This is a genomic window from Winogradskyella sp. MIT101101, assembly GCF_047126865.1.
GTDB classification, from domain to species: Bacteria; Bacteroidota; Bacteroidia; order Flavobacteriales; family Flavobacteriaceae; genus Winogradskyella; species Winogradskyella ouciana.
In genome coordinates this window covers 2,681,718-2,697,333 of the sequence record NZ_CP138982.1, presented here as the reverse complement: position 1 = coordinate 2,697,333, position 15,616 = coordinate 2,681,718, and the positions used below count along the sequence as shown (strand labels likewise).

At 35.4% G+C, this 15,616-nt stretch carries 12 protein-coding genes and 1 tRNA gene; 4 read left to right on the top strand and 9 right to left on the bottom strand.

Annotated elements, in window-relative coordinates; all coding sequences use genetic code 11:
* Positions 1–29: 29 nt before the first annotated feature.
* Positions 30–2,261 (bottom strand): S9 family peptidase, encoded by a 2,232-nt coding sequence (locus tag SIB89_RS12110; protein WP_412559983.1) that lies wholly within the window; start codon positions 2,259–2,261, stop codon positions 30–32.
* A gap of 147 nt (positions 2,262–2,408) precedes the next feature.
* On the opposite strand from SIB89_RS12110, the gene SIB89_RS12105 reads away from it, so the two are divergent.
* From SIB89_RS12105 to SIB89_RS12095, 3 genes are read left to right on the top strand one after another with little or no spacing between them, the layout of a single operon-like run.
* The gene (locus SIB89_RS12105) at positions 2,409–3,707 is read left to right on the top strand and encodes a hydroxymethylglutaryl-CoA reductase, degradative (RefSeq protein WP_412559982.1); all 1,299 of its coding nucleotides are present in this window, start codon (positions 2,409–2,411) and stop codon (positions 3,705–3,707) included.
* A gap of 50 nt (positions 3,708–3,757) precedes the next feature.
* On the top strand, positions 3,758–4,102 hold the full coding sequence (locus SIB89_RS12100) for a GIY-YIG nuclease family protein (protein ID WP_412559981.1): 345 nt from the start codon (positions 3,758–3,760) through the stop codon (positions 4,100–4,102).
* Positions 4,095–5,048, top strand: a complete 954-nt coding sequence (locus tag SIB89_RS12095; protein WP_412559980.1) for a GYDIA family GHMP kinase — start codon at positions 4,095–4,097, stop codon at positions 5,046–5,048. The genes SIB89_RS12100 and SIB89_RS12095 overlap by 8 nt, the downstream gene beginning before the upstream one ends.
* A gap of 102 nt (positions 5,049–5,150) precedes the next feature.
* Here SIB89_RS12095 and SIB89_RS12090 read toward each other — a convergent pair whose 3' ends face one another.
* The 7 genes from SIB89_RS12090 to SIB89_RS12060 form a co-directional block, all read right to left on the bottom strand.
* Positions 5,151–7,295: a SurA N-terminal domain-containing protein gene (locus SIB89_RS12090; protein ID WP_412559979.1), complete on the bottom strand. Its 2,145-nt coding sequence runs from the start codon at positions 7,293–7,295 to the stop codon at positions 5,151–5,153.
* Positions 7,296–7,388: 93 nt separating this feature from the next.
* Positions 7,389–8,678, bottom strand: coding sequence for a hemolysin family protein (locus SIB89_RS12085; protein ID WP_412559978.1), 1,290 nt, complete (start codon positions 8,676–8,678; stop codon positions 7,389–7,391).
* A gap of 3 nt (positions 8,679–8,681) precedes the next feature.
* Positions 8,682–8,873 carry a hypothetical protein gene (locus tag SIB89_RS12080; protein ID WP_412559977.1) on the bottom strand — a complete coding sequence of 64 codons (192 nt, stop codon included), beginning with the start codon at positions 8,871–8,873 and terminating at the stop codon, positions 8,682–8,684.
* A gap of 33 nt (positions 8,874–8,906) precedes the next feature.
* Positions 8,907–9,473, bottom strand: a complete 567-nt coding sequence (lptC, locus tag SIB89_RS12075; RefSeq protein ID WP_412559976.1) for an LPS export ABC transporter periplasmic protein LptC — start codon at positions 9,471–9,473, stop codon at positions 8,907–8,909.
* Positions 9,473–10,837, bottom strand: a complete 1,365-nt coding sequence (locus tag SIB89_RS12070; RefSeq protein ID WP_273291065.1) for a hypothetical protein — start codon at positions 10,835–10,837, stop codon at positions 9,473–9,475. The genes lptC and SIB89_RS12070 overlap by 1 nt, the downstream gene beginning before the upstream one ends.
* Positions 10,838–10,854: 17 nt before the next feature.
* Entirely contained in the window at positions 10,855–12,174 is a 1,320-nt protein-coding gene (locus SIB89_RS12065) for a hypothetical protein (protein WP_273291063.1), read from the bottom strand.
* The gene (locus tag SIB89_RS12060) at positions 12,174–12,902 is read right to left on the bottom strand and encodes a type III pantothenate kinase (protein WP_155088308.1); all 729 of its coding nucleotides are present in this window, start codon (positions 12,900–12,902) and stop codon (positions 12,174–12,176) included. Before SIB89_RS12060 ends, SIB89_RS12065 begins: the two co-directional genes overlap by 1 nt.
* Before the next feature lie 102 nt (positions 12,903–13,004).
* On the opposite strand from SIB89_RS12060, the gene SIB89_RS12055 reads away from it, so the two are divergent.
* Positions 13,005–13,080 (top strand) — tRNA-Phe (locus SIB89_RS12055).
* A 63-nt stretch (positions 13,081–13,143) separates the two neighbouring features.
* On the opposite strand, the gene SIB89_RS12050 is transcribed toward SIB89_RS12055, so the two are convergent.
* Positions 13,144–15,588, bottom strand: coding sequence for a carboxypeptidase-like regulatory domain-containing protein (locus tag SIB89_RS12050; RefSeq protein WP_412559975.1), 2,445 nt, complete (start codon positions 15,586–15,588; stop codon positions 13,144–13,146).
* Between the last annotated feature and the right edge of the window lie 28 nt (positions 15,589–15,616).

The window sequence follows — 15,616 nt, the reverse complement described above, 5'->3', positions numbered from 1 at the left end:
ATAATTAATTTAGTTAGTTTTTAGTTTACCTAGCCTTTAATCTTAGATGTTTCCGTTTCCTCTTTCTCATTTTGCTCTAGCTTATCACCTAGAGTTTTATGGATAAAATTGGTCATCTTTTTATATAAATGTAATCTTGTATTGCCTCCATAGATTCCATGGTTTTTGTCTGGATAAATCATCCATTCAAATTGCTTATCGGCTTGTACCAAAGCTTCAACCATACGCATGGTGTTCTGTAAGTGTACGTTATCATCTCCCGAACCATGGATTAATAAAAAGTCGCCTTCAAGCTTATCCACATGATTGATTGGTGAGTTCTCATCATAACCACTTGGGTTTTCCTGTGGTGTAGTCATATAACGTTCGGTGTAAATGGTGTCATAAAATCTCCAGCTTGTTACAGGTGCCACCGCAATTGCCATTTTAAAGACATCGTTACCTTTAAAAAGTGCATTACTACTCATAAAGCCACCATAACTCCAACCCCAAATTCCGATGCGGTCTTCATCAATATATGATAGTTTACCCAACTTTTTTGCCGCAGCGATTTGGTCTTCTACTTCGTATTTACCCAATTCATTTTGGGTTACTTTTTTAAAGTCAGCACCTTTATAACCAGTACCTCTTCCATCTATACAAACCACAATATAGCCTTGTTGTGCCAACATTTGGTACCAGTAATCATTTGTACTGTTCCAACGGTTGGCCACTTGTTGCGAACCTGGACCAGAATACTGATACATAAACAGCGGATATTCTTTGTTTTCATCAAAATCTGCAGGTTTAATCATCCACATGTTTAAGTCATTCCCATTAACGTTAATGGTACTGAATTCTTTCTTCGACGTCACATAATCACCAACTTTTTGAGCTAGCTTGTCATTATCTTTTATGCCTTTTACAAGGTCACCAGTTTTAGCATTGTGCAACGTATATTCCGGTGGTGTGGTGGCACTGGAATGTGTATTGATAAAATACGTGAAGTCTGCACTAAATGACGCACTGTTAGTGCCTTCAGATTTTGTCAGTCGCTTTTTATTTTTACCGTTTAATTTGATGGAATAAACATCTCTATTAATAGAACCGTTTTCTGTCGATTGATAATAAATTTTGTTGGCTTTTTCATTGAAACCATAGTAATTAGTTACTTCCCAATCACCATCGGTAACCTGATTGATTAAATCACCGTCTTTTGAATAGTGGTAAATATGATTGAAACCATCCTTTTCACTCGTCCAGATAAAACTATTATCCTCTAAAAAAGTAAGGTTGAAAGTTACATCGATATAAGCATTATCCTTTTCAGCCAAAACCAAATCGGAAGACATCTCTTTTGTATTGATGAACCACAGGTCTAGCTCATTTTGATGACGATTCATGTATTGTACGCTTAACACATTAGGATCCTTGGTCCATTTTATTCTCGGGATATAAAAGTCTTCGTATGTTTTATCAACCTTTAACTCGGATACATTATTAGATTCTAAATTATAAAGATGCAACGACACTTTAGAATTAGCTTCACCTGCTTTAGGATATTTAAACACCTGTTGCGTTTGGTATAAACCAGATCCAAAAACATCCATTGAAAATTCTGGCACTTCAGTTTCATCAAAGCGAATAAAGGCAATTTGGTTGCTATCCGCACTCCAATCAAAAGCCCTTACAAAGCTGAACTCTTCTTCATACACCCAATCCGTAATACCATTGATGATTTTGTTCTTTTCACCATCAGTAGTAATCTGATTCACTTTACCCGAAGCTAAATCCTTCACATAAAGGTTGTTTTCAAAGCCATAAGCGATTTTGGTGCCGTCTGGTGATAAGGTTGGTTCTTGCACCAAGTCATCAGAAACCTTGGTCAATGATTTGGTTTCAATATCATATACATAATATTCACCTAGTCGAGAGCGTCTGAAAACAGGTTTTTCGTTAGTGGTTAGAATTACTTTGGACTCGTCATCACTGAAGGTATAATCAAAAAAACCTTGAATCTCCGAAATATCTTCAGAAGACACCAAGGTCTTTACTTTTTCCAAGGTTTTGTAATCGTAAATATCTATAGTAGCTGTTCTGCTTTCTCTATCAAAATTTAATACCGAATACTGTTTACCATTCTTCATAGAATGTAAGGCTTGCATGCCTTCGGTTCTGAATTCTCCACTCCAAATATCTTCGAGCGTGATTTGCTTATTTTGACAATAAATTAAAGAAGTGGTTAAAAAACCAATAAGGGCAATGAAGTGTCTCAATTTCATAAATTTTCTATTTCAATAAAGCAATGCCAAGTTTACTAAAAATTATGGAAAAAACAGTTATTATTAACAGTAAATCGGCAATTAAAACAGATTATGCACACAATTTATGCCAATCTCAGTATCTTTGTTTTTTAAATTACTTAATCTATGTCAAATGCTATTTCTGGCTTTTCTAAGCTTTCAAAATCCGAAAAGATTGAATGGCTCTTAGATACTTACTTTACCGACAAAGACATAGCTCGAAAACTGGTAAAACAGTATTGGAATTCTGATGAAAAGCTCCAGAAGCTACATGATGAATTTATTGAAAACACCATAACAAATTACTATCTACCTTTAGGTGTTGCCCCTAATTTCTCAATAAACGGTAAACTCTATACCATCCCAATGGCCATTGAAGAAAGTTCTGTAGTGGCAGCAGCTAGTAAGGCTGCAAAATTTTGGCTGAAAAGAGGTGGGTTTAAAGCTGAAGTTATTTCTACTGAGAAAATTGGCCAGGTGCATTTTACGTATGATGGCGATTTCAATGACTTAGCTTCTTTTTTTAAAGTAGTAAAGCCGAAGCTTTTGTCCTCAACCTCAGATATCACGAAAAATATGGAACGTCGTGGAGGTGGAATTTTGGATATTGAACTTAGAAATAAAACTGAAAAATTAGATGATTATTACCAGTTGCATACTACGTTTGAAACGCTAGATGCCATGGGTGCAAATTTTATCAACTCGTGTTTAGAGCAGTTCGCTGATACCTTGAAAAATGAAGCCGAGCATAATTTAGAAGGCAATCTCGATGTGGTTATGAGCATACTCTCTAACTACGTGCCCAATTGTTTGGTGAGAGCCGAAGTAGAATGTCCTGTTTCTGAATTAAAAAGTAAGGACATAAAAAACCCAGAGGAATTTGCTGAGAAATTTAAGCAAGCTGTAAATATTGCTGAAGTAGAACCTTATAGAGCAGTAACGCACAATAAAGGAGCGATGAACGGTATTGATGCTGTGATATTGGCCACAGGAAATGATTTTAGAGCAGTTGAAGCAGGAGTGCATGCTTATGCAGCAAAAGATGGACAATATTCTAGTTTAACCCATTGCTCTATTGAGGATGGTGTTTTTAAATTTTGGTTGGAAATACCATTAGCGCTAGGCACGGTTGGCGGACTGACCAATTTACATCCATTGGTGAAATTTTCCCTTGAAATGCTACGAAATCCTTCTGCCAGAGATTTAATGCAGATTGTAGCTGTTGCAGGTTTAGCACAGAATTTTGGAGCTGTTAAATCACTCACCACAACCGGAATTCAAGAAGGGCATATGAAAATGCACCTTATGAATATCCTCAACCAACTTAAAGCGACACCTAAGGAAAAAGTGCGGTTGATTGAACACTTTAAAACCAATGTAGTGACTCATGGCGCTGTAGTTGAGGCTATTAAGAATTTAAGATAAAATTAATCTATACTGGTGGCTGAGCGAAGTCGAAGCCATATAATTAAAAAATGCCCAAAGGTTACGTTTACATATTAAAATGCAGTGATGGTTCTTACTATACTGGAAGCACTATCGATATTGAAACAAGAATCAATGAGCATAATGATGGCAAAGGTGCCAATCACACAAAAAAACGGTTACCTGTAGAATTAGTTTATCTAGAAGAATTTCAAAGAATTGATGATGCTTTTTATAGAGAAAAACAAATTCAAGGCTGGAGTAGAGCTAAAAAGGAAGCTTTGATTAAAAACAATTTTGAATCATTAAGGAAACTATCAGAATGTAAGAATGATAGCCATTTTAAATTATGGCTTCGACTACGCTCAGCCACCGAAAACCTAACAAATGGTTAAGACTTCAAAAACATACCACAGCCACGGCAAACTTTTAATCACTGGAGAATATGTTGTGCTGGATGGTGCTAAGGCATTGGCAATTCCAACAAAATATGGGCAAAGCTTGACTGTTGAGCCAAATGATAACAATACTATTGTTTGGAAAAGCTATGATGAGCTAGGTAAAGTTTGGTTTAATGGTGAGTTTTCAATTGACGACAGCTCGACTGCCTGCCTGTTCGGCAGACAGGCGCTCAGTGTGACAAGTGAAAATTCCAATGAGGTTAGTAATCGATTAATTCAAATATTGGAGGCTGCACAAAAATTAAATCCTGAATTCCTAAGTGATCATCAAGGTTATAATATTACTACGCATCAAGATTTTAATAGAAAATGGGGATTGGGAACATCCTCAACACTCATCAATAATATAGCCGATTGGGCAGAGGTTGATGCCTATGCACTTTTAGAACAAACGTTTGGTGGAAGCGGTTATGATATTGCTTGTGCTCAACATAATTCGCCAATAACATATCAATTAGATGAAAATCACAACCCAGTGGTTACAACCGTTGCATTTAACCCGAAGTTTAAGCATCATTTATATTTTGTTTACCTCAACCAAAAGCAAAACAGTAGAGATGGCATCAAAGCCTACAAAAGCTTAAATAGAGTTGACGTTTCTATTATAAAGAAGGTAAATCAAATCACTGAATCCATGATTGCATGTGAATCACTTTCAACATTTAATAGTCTTATCGATGCGCATGAAAATCTTATTTCTGGATTAATCCTACAGGAGCCTGTTAAAGCTAGCTTGTTTCATGACTTTAAAGGAGCCATAAAAAGCCTTGGTGCTTGGGGAGGTGATTTTGTTTTAATGACCTCGGAAACCGATCCAACGGATTATTTTAAAGCCAAAGGGTATGACACTGTTATTCCGTTTGAGGCTATGGTTCTTTAGTTAAATACTGTCGATTTATTGAAGAAAATTGGATGTGACAAATCAAAAAAGGCTTTGCGTTTCTGCAAAGCCTTTTTAATTATTCGTTGTTATATCTAAATACTAGTAAACCGTTTTGGCTCTGTTATCTTCAATCTCAGCAGCTTTTTCTAATGCTTGGTAAACACGAGACTGTACAGCGTTTTTAATTGTAGTATTTAACCTATTGACTATAGACGTATAATTATCTAACTCAGTAGCTTCATTAACTTTAGTCACCTCAATAACATAAACACCATTGGTTCCGTCTATTGGACCTGATGTCTGTCCCTCTTCTAAACCAAATGCAGCTCCAATTACCTTTGGTTCTGCACCTGCACCAGAAAGCGTTGTGTTTTTCATGGTTAAAGCAGCAGCTGTACGTGGACTTTGTCCTTGGTTTTTAGCGATCTCATTAACCGTTGTAGCCGTGATTTTTTGACGAATCATTTTCGCTTTCTTTTCTTTTCTTATTTCTGGCAATGCGGTTACGGAAGCATCCTCAACACTCATTAATCCTTCTTCGTTTTTCTCAACAAGTTTTGCGACAATAAATCCGAATCCGGAGATTGGAAAGTTCTTGTAGTCACCTACATCAGTATCTTCTTCAAATGCCCAACGCACAACTTGTCTCTGGCTTCCTAAGCCTGGCATATTCTCATCCAATTCCTTAAATGTGATTGGCTTTACAGTCAATTCACGTTCTGCCGCCAACTCATTAAAATCAGCATCTTTAGCAGCAATTTCGAACTTAGACATTTTGTTGAACACATCTTGTAATGTTTGGTCAGATGGCTCAATCTTTCGTGCTATTGTTCCGATTTTATAAGTCTCATTAAAACTCTTTTGTTCTAAAATTTCTATAACGTGGTATCCGAAAGACGTACCTACGACGTCAACATCTCCTTCTTCATTTTCAAATGAAAATGCTTTAAACTCTGGAGCCATACCTGCATTGTATGCAAACTCTATTTCGCCATCTTTTTCGTTACTCACTTTATCTGACGACAACTCTAATAGATCCAAAAACTTGGTCCCGCTTTTAATCTTTGCCAAGATGCTATCTGCTGTTTTCTTAGCTTCTTGAGGTGTTTTAGTCACCGAGGCATCAGCTCTTTGTCCACCTGCAAAAGGAATTAAGATATGTCTTACCTTAACCGAGTCTGGCATCTGCTCAACAGCTAACATTTTAGATAGTTTAAAGAACTCACCATCCTTGTATGGTCCATAATACTCACCAACCTCTAAATTCATTAAGCTGTCTTTAACTGTAGCAGGTAATTGGGCAGCTCTTAAAAATGAATCGTTAAATTTAATATCTGAGTTGGAGTTGATAAATTCCTCTACATCAGTCGTTGAATTAAAACCAGGAATAGTGTCATAATTTCCACTACTATCGTTATATAAAGGCTGATCGTTTTTTAATTTTAGAAGTTGTGCTTTTATAGCATCTTCATCAGCTTTAGAAGCCTCTTCTTTAAACTCTACATAAACAACCTCTCTATTGGCATCAGCTTTAAATTTGTCTTCGTGCTTTTTCATGTAAGCCTTTATATCTGACTTTGACACTTCAACCAAACTATCTGCAATAGACGTGTAAGGTATTTGTACATAGCGAATATCAACCGTTTTGGCGTCTGCCATATATTCATCTTTTGCCTCAGCTAAAGTAGCACCAACACCAGCTTTAATCATGTTATAATACGTTTGCTGAATGGCATTAGTAGCAATCGTTTGCTCGTTATTGGCCCAACTCTCATAATTCACTAAGAAATTTCCAAGCGGTGCAGCTTCACCGTTAAGGTCTTTTAGGTTTGCGATAAATGCATTAAGACGATTAACATCAAAGTTTCCGTTTTCATCCTGAAACTCTGGATACGATTGAAAACTATTCTTCAACAAATCGCGCATTTCATCCTTTTCAACAGAAAAGCCAAGTTCTTCATACTCCTCTTCCATAATAATTTTACGAAGCTCTTGGTTGTAAATGGTATTCATAGCTTGGGTAGAAGTCACTCTTCCACCTACTCTATCTTGATAGTTTTTTACCTTTTGTTGAAATTCATTTCTTTCAATATCGGTTCCGTTAACTGTTGCAACAACCCCTTGCGTATCTGAAAACGCATTTGGATTATCAATAACACCTTGAATAACAAAAGCGAATAATGCCAATGCTATTACTAATATTAAGATTAGCGAACGTTGTCTAATTTTATTTAAAATTGCCATAGTCTATCGTTTGATATAAATAAGTCTGCGAAAATAGTACTTTCTACCAAATTATAAAAGGAGAAGTTTAGTTTTTGTATGCTGTATTTGCTATTAATCGACTTCGAGTATTCTTAGAAGTACAACATCTATTTTTGTTGATGAAACTTCTTTGATGGTGAACTTAAAATTGCCTATCTGTACATCTTCGTTTTCTTCGGGAATACCTTCTGTTTCGTTAACGATCAATCCTCCTAAGGTTTCATAGGTTTCACTTTCCGGCAGGTTTAATTTATAGGTCTCGTTGATGTAATCGACTTCTAACCTTGCCGAAAATTTATAAGTTTTATCATCGACCTGCTCTTCAATCATTTCGAGTGTATCGTGCTCATCTTCTATTTCTCCGAATAATTCCTCTACAATATCCTCAACGGTCATGATACCAGAAGTACCACCATATTCATCGATAACAACAGCTATACTTTGTCGTTTTTTGGTTAAAATATTAAGTACATCCTTAATAAGAATGGTTTCTGGCACAAAGCTTACCGGAATAATAATGGATTTAATTGTTTTTGGTTTTTTAAACAATTCAAAGGCATGTACATACCCTAAAATATCATCTATATTGTCTTTATAAACGAGAATTTTGGTTCTGCCAGTTTCAACAAAGAGCTGCCTTAGATTTTCTATTGATTCTGAAATGTCCACAGCTGAGATTTCGGTACGTGGAATCATTACCTCGCGTGCTTTAACCTCTGTAAATTCCAATGCATTCTGAAATATTTGTATCTCACTATCCACATCTTCATGGTCTTCCACCGATTCCATTTGTTCGCTAATGTAGTTACCCAGCTCTACCTTGGTCATTGCCAATACTACATCTTCTCCTTGAGCTCTAAAAATGTATTTTAATACGGCATCCGAAATCCAGAGCACAAAATCTGAAACCCAAGTAAACAGCACATAAAATATATAAGTAGGCAATGCCAACACTTTTAATAGTGTATTGGCATAAATCTGAAAAAACACTTTTGGTAAAAACTCAGCTGTAATTAATATCACAAGCGTTGAGATGACGGTTTGTGTCAGTAGTTGCAAATCGACAAGCAAGTAGTTTAATGTTGTACTATCTGAAGGCAAATAACTTTGAAACCACCTTACCAACACGTCTCCCATTTTTAACCCATAGATGACCAGTGCTATATTGTTACCAATGAGCATGGTGGCAATATATTTTGATGGCCTAGCGGTAAGCTTGGTCAGTATTTTTCCCAGAAAGTCGTCCTGTTTCTTTTCTAGCTCTATATGTATTTTATTGGAAGATACATATGCGATCTCCATACCCGAAAAAAAGGCTGAAAGTATAAGTGTGGTTACAATAATGACTATATCAACAGTCATAAATTACTTTTTATTACGATCCTCAAACTTTTTTGCGAATCGTTTTCTAAAAAAGAACATAAATATAGCTAAAGCAGCAAAAAACAAGGACATATAAGCTCTATTTCCTTCTTCGTTCCAATTAGAAATGGCATCCCAAATAAAGAGTGCTGCAAAAATTAGATATGCGTATTGAAAGAATTTTAAAATCTTCATCGGTTAGTTTATCTATTAAAAGCACAAAGATAGTTAATTATCGAGCTCAAAATCACCACCCATCTCTAACATTTGGAAATTTTTGAAGTCTTTATCTGAATCAAACCCGATACCATGTAGAGGCCCTATAGCTCTTTTAAACAACCAAGGCTCATTAGTAAACACCCACTCTAACTTCTCATTATAGTACAATTGCTCTGTAAACAAAGTGTCTTTTTGATGTGTGGCAATCCTAACATTACCTCTTAAGTCTATAATATCCGTATCTGAGTAGAAGATCGCGTAACGCGAAGTAATGGTTGTCATCTTACCATCGTCATCATAGACCTTTAGTTCTATCCCATCCGGGAACTCTGAAAACGAAAAATCGCGATTGGAATAGTCTAACAATTTAGGACTAATCAAGTTTGCTTTTAAACGAACCGTGTCGTCGATGAACTCGGTATATTTTAAATCGATATTCTCAGCTTCGCCAATAGGTTGATTTTGCAAAACACCAACCTTCTGCACATCGCTAAAGTTATTTTCACAATTAAAAAACAAAGTCATAGCAAATGCTATGACTAAGTTTTTTATAATATGTGAATATTTTATTCTCATTAAATATTAGGAACCGTTATGGTACGTCCTATCCAACATCCTATTTTGAGAGGCTGACCTGCGTTTCCTTTCTGGAAAATCTCAGACTTTGTTGGCGCACTCGCTCTATAGCTTGCTGCTGATTTAGCTGCAGCTGACTTTAAACGACCATCTACTCTACCAGCTTTTTCAGCTTCTAAAGCTGCTAACCAAAATACAGCTCTTTTACTAAAGTTATCTGATCCACAGTTGTTAGCACTCTTGGCATACATTGCTGCAATCGCAATATAAGGAGAACCGTCTGACGGGTTTAATTTCATGGACTCCATATAGTACTGTCTTGCTTTACCGTAGCTTCCCTTACTTTTTAGATCTTGGGCTAATTTCTTGTACAGTTTTGCTTTCTTTAAAGGATCTGTTTCCAAAGAAATAGTCTCATCAAAGTACTTTTGCTCACCAGTTAATATATATAAGTAGTATGCTGTATCTGCACTTGGCTCAATACTATTTTTTTGCTCCACCAATTTTAAAAACAATGGATCTTCCTTACAGCCTTTAGCATACATACGGTTCATGGCTCGTTGTAACCAAACACCATCATTTTTATTAGCTTCATAATTCTTTTCATATAAAGGAATCAACACATCACAATTAGCTCTGTCTCCAAGTTTTTTGTCCATACTTCCCAAAATCTGATTCTCGAAAGCTTCAATATTAGACTCATAACTAGACTTATATCTAGCTTCCTTTTTTGATAAAGTCTGTCCTGCTTCTTCCTTTTCAGCATATTTGTTAAGCTTTATCGTATATCCTGCAATTAAGTTTTCGATCAACTCATTAACATCATCATATTTATCAAACATCTCCTGAGCAGGTTTTTTACCAGCATCAAACAAATCCACAGCTAATGAAAAATAGGTATAAAGCCCTTTAGCGCTTGTAAAGTTTTTAGGATCTTTTTTATAAGCTTCATCGAACATGTCATACAATTGCTGAGCGGACTTATTCAATTCATCCCTGTACTTATAAGCTAAGTTTGCCTTATCCACTAAAATTTCACCTTCATCATACTTAGAAGGAAAGTGTTCTCTACTTTGATCGTAAAGCGACATTAAATCATTGATATGTGCAACCTGATCTGCACCAGTAGAGTTTTCGATTTTGTGTGTAAGTATTTTTTCACCATGTGCATAGATAGCCCTGTTGAATTTTGGGCATTTGTTACGCACAATCTTCCAAGGCTCATAGGCTTCATCATATCGTTTGCTCTTAACATATCCATCAAATAGCGACAGATTGTTCATACACTCTTCATCTTGCTGAGCAAAACTAATGTTGAAACTCACAAACAGAGCAGCCAGTAGTATTGTAATTCTCGTCTTCATCTTGTTATTTATTATTGTTAGTTGTACTTCTTTTGTCTAAACCATCTAGAGTTTAAAGATAAACTTAAGTTAAAGTTTATAAAATTCTCTTGGATTAAATTTTTGTCAGTTGTTCCTCGTTGTCCTATTTCAACGCCTAAATTAGCGTTAGAAAATAAGTTTTGACGTCCAACTGGTAAACCTAGACCAAAAGATATGCCAAACTCTTTAATTGACTCATCTTTTATTACTAATCCTGTATTTGCAAAGTTAATACCTGCTCTGTAAACGACACGCTTAAAGTAACCAGAAAAAGCATCATAATCAGGAATATAGAAACCTCCTATCGCTATTTGAGAAGCATTTTCGAAGGAAGAAATATCATTATTAAAAATTGGGTTAGAAAAATCACTTGTATTCTGCAGTGTGTATTCTGCACCTACAAACCAAGATTTAGGCTTACCCAAACCTGCACCAAACGATAATCGCGATGGTAAGGTAAGCTTGGTGTTTTTCAAACCCTCAGATTCCAGGTCAGCTTCTGATGTATTAATGGTACCTTCTGCATTGGTTGTTGTATTAATTACAATAGTAGAAAAAGACCGTTGATTGTCCGAAGACAACTTACTCTGTGGTGCGTAGGTTGCCGTTGCCGAAAGCTCTAAAGTGTTAGACACCATTGTTTTATATGCCAAACCAAAGTTAAGACTTAATCCACTTAAATCTGATCTGTTATCCTCTCTGGTTTGATACTGAACCAACTCTCCTTCGGGTGTATAAGCAAACTGAATAGCAGAGTTTTGTATGTTACCGAAGTTATAACTAAAATCCACTCCAATACCAAGTTTAGGTGATAGCTGATAGCCAAAACCCGCAAACACTCTATTAAGACCACCTTCTCCTCTAAAACGATTTTGAAAATCACCATCATCATTGACATCATCTAGCTTATAACCAACAGAAGTATATGGTAAGAGCCCAAAGCCAAAGCCAAATTTTCCAATAGGAACAGATAATGCTATATAATCAAAGGTAGAACTGTTAGTCTCACCTTCTCCAGAATTGCTTTTAAGTTTCGTGTCGCTCGTAGTACCAGCCACAGTAAATTTTACTGGTCTGCTTTCTCCATCAAAAGGAAAAGCATCAACGTTTTTACCTACATAAGCTGCTGGATTTCTCAGGTTTACATGCACACTATCTAAGTAAACACCCATACCTCCCATGCTTCTGTTTTCTACCGTACCCTTAAACTTAAGCGTACCTATTCCATAAAATGAGTATGGTGAAGCTGTTCCTTCTTGCGCAAAAGCACTAGAACCTATAATTGCAAGACAAACTACAATGAGTTTTTTTATCATTATTTCGAATTATAATCTAAAATGAAGTTCAAACCCTCTAATAGAAAATTTGAATTCGCAAATATGCTATTTTTTAATTGGTTTGACAAAAAATTGGCATCACCTCCTGTTAAAATAACTGTTAAATCTTGGTGTTTCTCCTTATATTGGTCTATAACACCATCAATTTCCTTAACAACTCCGATAACAACACCAGAATGAATTGATGATTCTGTAGAATTCCCAATTATTGTTTTGGGCTGGTCTTTTTCTAATAACGGAAGGTTTGCCGTTAAATTATGAAGGGCTTGATATCTCAACCGTATTCCTGGTGAAATAGCTCCTCCAAGGTACTCATTTTTATCGGTAACAAAATCATAGGTTATACAAGTACCAGCATCTATAATTAACACATTATTATCTGGAAACTGGTTTACCGAAGCACTTGCAAGCGCTATACGATCTACGCCTAAGGTTTCGGGAGTTTTGTAGAGGTTTTTAAACGGAAGTTTTGTGTTGCTATTTAGTTCAAGCACCTTTAAATCATCGTCGATAATCTCAATCTGCTTCTTGGATAATCGGCCAACTGAAGATATTATTGACGTCTTTAGCTTTGGAAATTCCTTTTTCAGTAATTTATATTGCTTTTTAAACTCCGACAGTTCAAAACTCACTTTGTGAATGAGTTCATCATTCTTAAAAATGGCAAACTTTACAAAGGTATTTCCAACATCTACTATAAGATTCATAAGCGATACTAATTGTGCAAATTTAAAAAATCAAATTTTACAAGTTTCTTTTTGGTAATACTAAAAATGAATTTATATTTGCATCCGCTTATTTAAGCAACTGGTGCCTTAGCTCAGTTGGTAGAGCAAAGGACTGAAAATCCTTGTGTCCCTGGTTCGATTCCTGGAGGCACCACCATCAAAAACCCGATTCAAATGAATCGGGTTTTTTGGTTTCTGAAGATACCGCTTTTAGTATTTCTTAAAAATATACTCGAAAAACCACATTAGTTGCTGACCTTAAAGAGAATCTCGAGAACTTATTTACTGTATCACTTTCATTGACTCTGTAATAATTATTGATAGCATTTTCCCTATTTGATATATTCCAAATCGATGCTCCAATTTCTGACCTAAAAGTGTCGTTTATCGTGAACTTATATATAGCAGAGGCATCAATTCTTATATAATCCATTAACCGTTCATTATTACCTTCGTCAAAATTTACATCACCATCAACAATCTCATTCCCTTGTTGAGGAATAGAAGTAGGCTTCCCAGTTCTGTATTTAATTCCAGCTGAAATGTTCCAATATTTGTTGCTAAAAGTTGTTCCTAATGTAAAAGAATGAGTAATATCAAAATTACTAGGAAACTCAACATCTTCAAGGGCTTCAAAAGTGTAAGTATTATTGATGTAAGAATAACTCAGCCAACTGTTGAAGTTACCAAACTTTTTTCTAAATAAAAACTCAAATCCATAGGCATCATAACTGCCTTTTTCTTTTGCAAATTCATATTTAGTAGTAAAACTTTGACTTTGGGTAGTTATACCATCCACAGTTTTATAATAGCCTTTAACATCAAATAGCCAACCATTATTTTTATATGTTATACCTAAAGACCCTTGTTTACTCCGTAGGATGGGAATACTATCATTGTCGGTTAACTGCCAACGCCTTTTCTCTATACCTAAAAAGTCATTTTGAAAGTTGATAACTTGTGAGGTACTTTGATGTTTATACTCTCCTTGTGCTTCAATTTCAATATGCTCTCCAATCGATTGTCTTACACTTAATCTTGGTTCGACAATCATTTTTTTAAATCGAGTTAAGTAATTTGCCCTAATTCCACCTCTAATTGAAAAGTCATTATTAGAGTTTTTGTACCAAGCCTGCCCAAACACACCGTGTTCTCTTAATATTTCTTCATCGCGTCTTACAAATCGAGGTAAATCAATATCATTTAAGTTAATGACCTCGGTTTCTGTAAACTGATAACCAAGGTTAAACCTCCATTGATATTGGTCTAATACATTATTAAGTAAAATGCTTGTTTCAGAAACAATGTTTTCTTGTAATTGTAATTGATTGTTCAAGACATCTGCATTTAAGGCTTCAAGTTTATATTCATTGTCATAGATATTTATCGTTGATGATAACTTCTCATTCCATAGTCTTTTGTAATTAAGACCCACCGCAAGTGTATTTTGCGATATACTACTGCGTCTAGTCCTTGTAGTTCCATTAACATCAGCAGTTTCATTGAACCCTAAATCATTATTTATTAGAATAAAGTTCACTCGAATAAAATCCTTATCCGTAGGCTGATACAACCATCGTAAAGAAACATCATAGAAATCAAATTCCTGCTTAGAATTTGTAACGGCAGAAACATTGTTTTCAGCTTCGGTATCTTGTGTTACTCTTTCAAAATATACCTCGTAAGTGGGTGTTCTTAAAACATCATCTAAAGATTTTCTCGATGCAATTTGTAAGGATGACTTATTGCCAATGGGAATATTAGAAAACAATTCGGCATTTAAAAAGTTAATCCCAAATACACCATTGAATTCCGAATCTATTTGTTTCTCTGTTTGCATATGAATAGTCCCAGAGATACCATCAGTCAATACTACGTCTGATCCGTTGCTGATCACACTTGCTTTTTGTGTCATAAGTGGATTAAAACTAGATATTAAACCGAAAAAATGACCTGTTTGATACATTTTAATACCATCCCATAGCATCAAATTCTGATCGTGAGATCCTCCTCTAACATTAATATTAGAAACCGTTTCATCAACGCTTAAAATACCTGGTAATGCCTGAACGGTTTGCAATACATCAGATTCAATAAGACCAGGTAATAGACTAAATCGCTTGTAGTCAATTGAGGTTGACCAGTCCTGTCTTTTATCTATACCTCTAACAAGATAAGTTTCTATTAGTACTGGAGAAATAATTTCCTGCTGCACAAGCATTGTTATCGTTCCGCAATCTTCTAAATTGAAAAACTTTACCTGACGTTCTATGGTTTTATATCCTATATGTCTTATGGTTAAAATTTCATTTTCAGATTTCAACTCAATTTCAAAATAACCATTATTATCGGTGACTGCATAGGTAAATTTACCTGTCACAGTAGCACCAATGAGAGGCTCTTGTAATTCTAATCCTTTGATGTAACCACACAATTGAATCGTTTCTGAAATCGTGTAAACTAAATCGCTAACTTTTTCGAAAACTAAGTTGGTTTGCTTTTCAAGGTTATTGATTTTTGCAGCTAAGCTTAAATCTTGGGATACAGGAGTTACAGTTATACCCGTTAGAAGGCTACTCTCATAATTGAAAGTGATAGAGTGCTTTTTTGTGATATTGTCCAGAACTTCAGAGATGGAAACTTTCTGTTCTAAACTTTGTCCCATCAATTTAGAGGTGAGAGAAAAACACAGC

Excerpts from the sequence above, each read along its gene's own strand:
- SIB89_RS12050 (WP_412559975.1), bottom strand. The coding sequence starts at position 15,588 with ATGGGACAAAGTTTAGAACAGAAAGTTTCCATCTCTGAAGTTCTGGAC.
- SIB89_RS12100 (WP_412559981.1), top strand. The coding sequence starts at position 3,758 with ATGCCCAAAGGTTACGTTTACATATTAAAATGCAGTGATGGTTCTTAC.
- lptC (WP_412559976.1), bottom strand. The coding sequence starts at position 9,473 with ATGAGAATAAAATATTCACATATTATAAAAAACTTAGTCATAGCATTT.
- SIB89_RS12105 (WP_412559982.1), top strand. The coding sequence starts at position 2,409 with ATGTCAAATGCTATTTCTGGCTTTTCTAAGCTTTCAAAATCCGAAAAG.
- SIB89_RS12070 (WP_273291065.1), bottom strand. The coding sequence starts at position 10,837 with ATGAAGACGAGAATTACAATACTACTGGCTGCTCTGTTTGTGAGTTTC.
- SIB89_RS12060 (WP_155088308.1), bottom strand. The coding sequence starts at position 12,902 with ATGAATCTTATAGTAGATGTTGGAAATACCTTTGTAAAGTTTGCCATT.
- SIB89_RS12080 (WP_412559977.1), bottom strand. The coding sequence starts at position 8,873 with ATGAAGATTTTAAAATTCTTTCAATACGCATATCTAATTTTTGCAGCA.
- SIB89_RS12065 (WP_273291063.1), bottom strand. The coding sequence starts at position 12,174 with ATGATAAAAAAACTCATTGTAGTTTGTCTTGCAATTATAGGTTCTAGT.
- SIB89_RS12095 (WP_412559980.1), top strand. The coding sequence starts at position 4,095 with ATGGTTAAGACTTCAAAAACATACCACAGCCACGGCAAACTTTTAATC.
- SIB89_RS12090 (WP_412559979.1), bottom strand. The coding sequence starts at position 7,295 with ATGGCAATTTTAAATAAAATTAGACAACGTTCGCTAATCTTAATATTA.
- SIB89_RS12110 (WP_412559983.1), bottom strand. The coding sequence starts at position 2,261 with ATGAAATTGAGACACTTCATTGCCCTTATTGGTTTTTTAACCACTTCT.
- SIB89_RS12085 (WP_412559978.1), bottom strand. The coding sequence starts at position 8,678 with ATGACTGTTGATATAGTCATTATTGTAACCACACTTATACTTTCAGCC.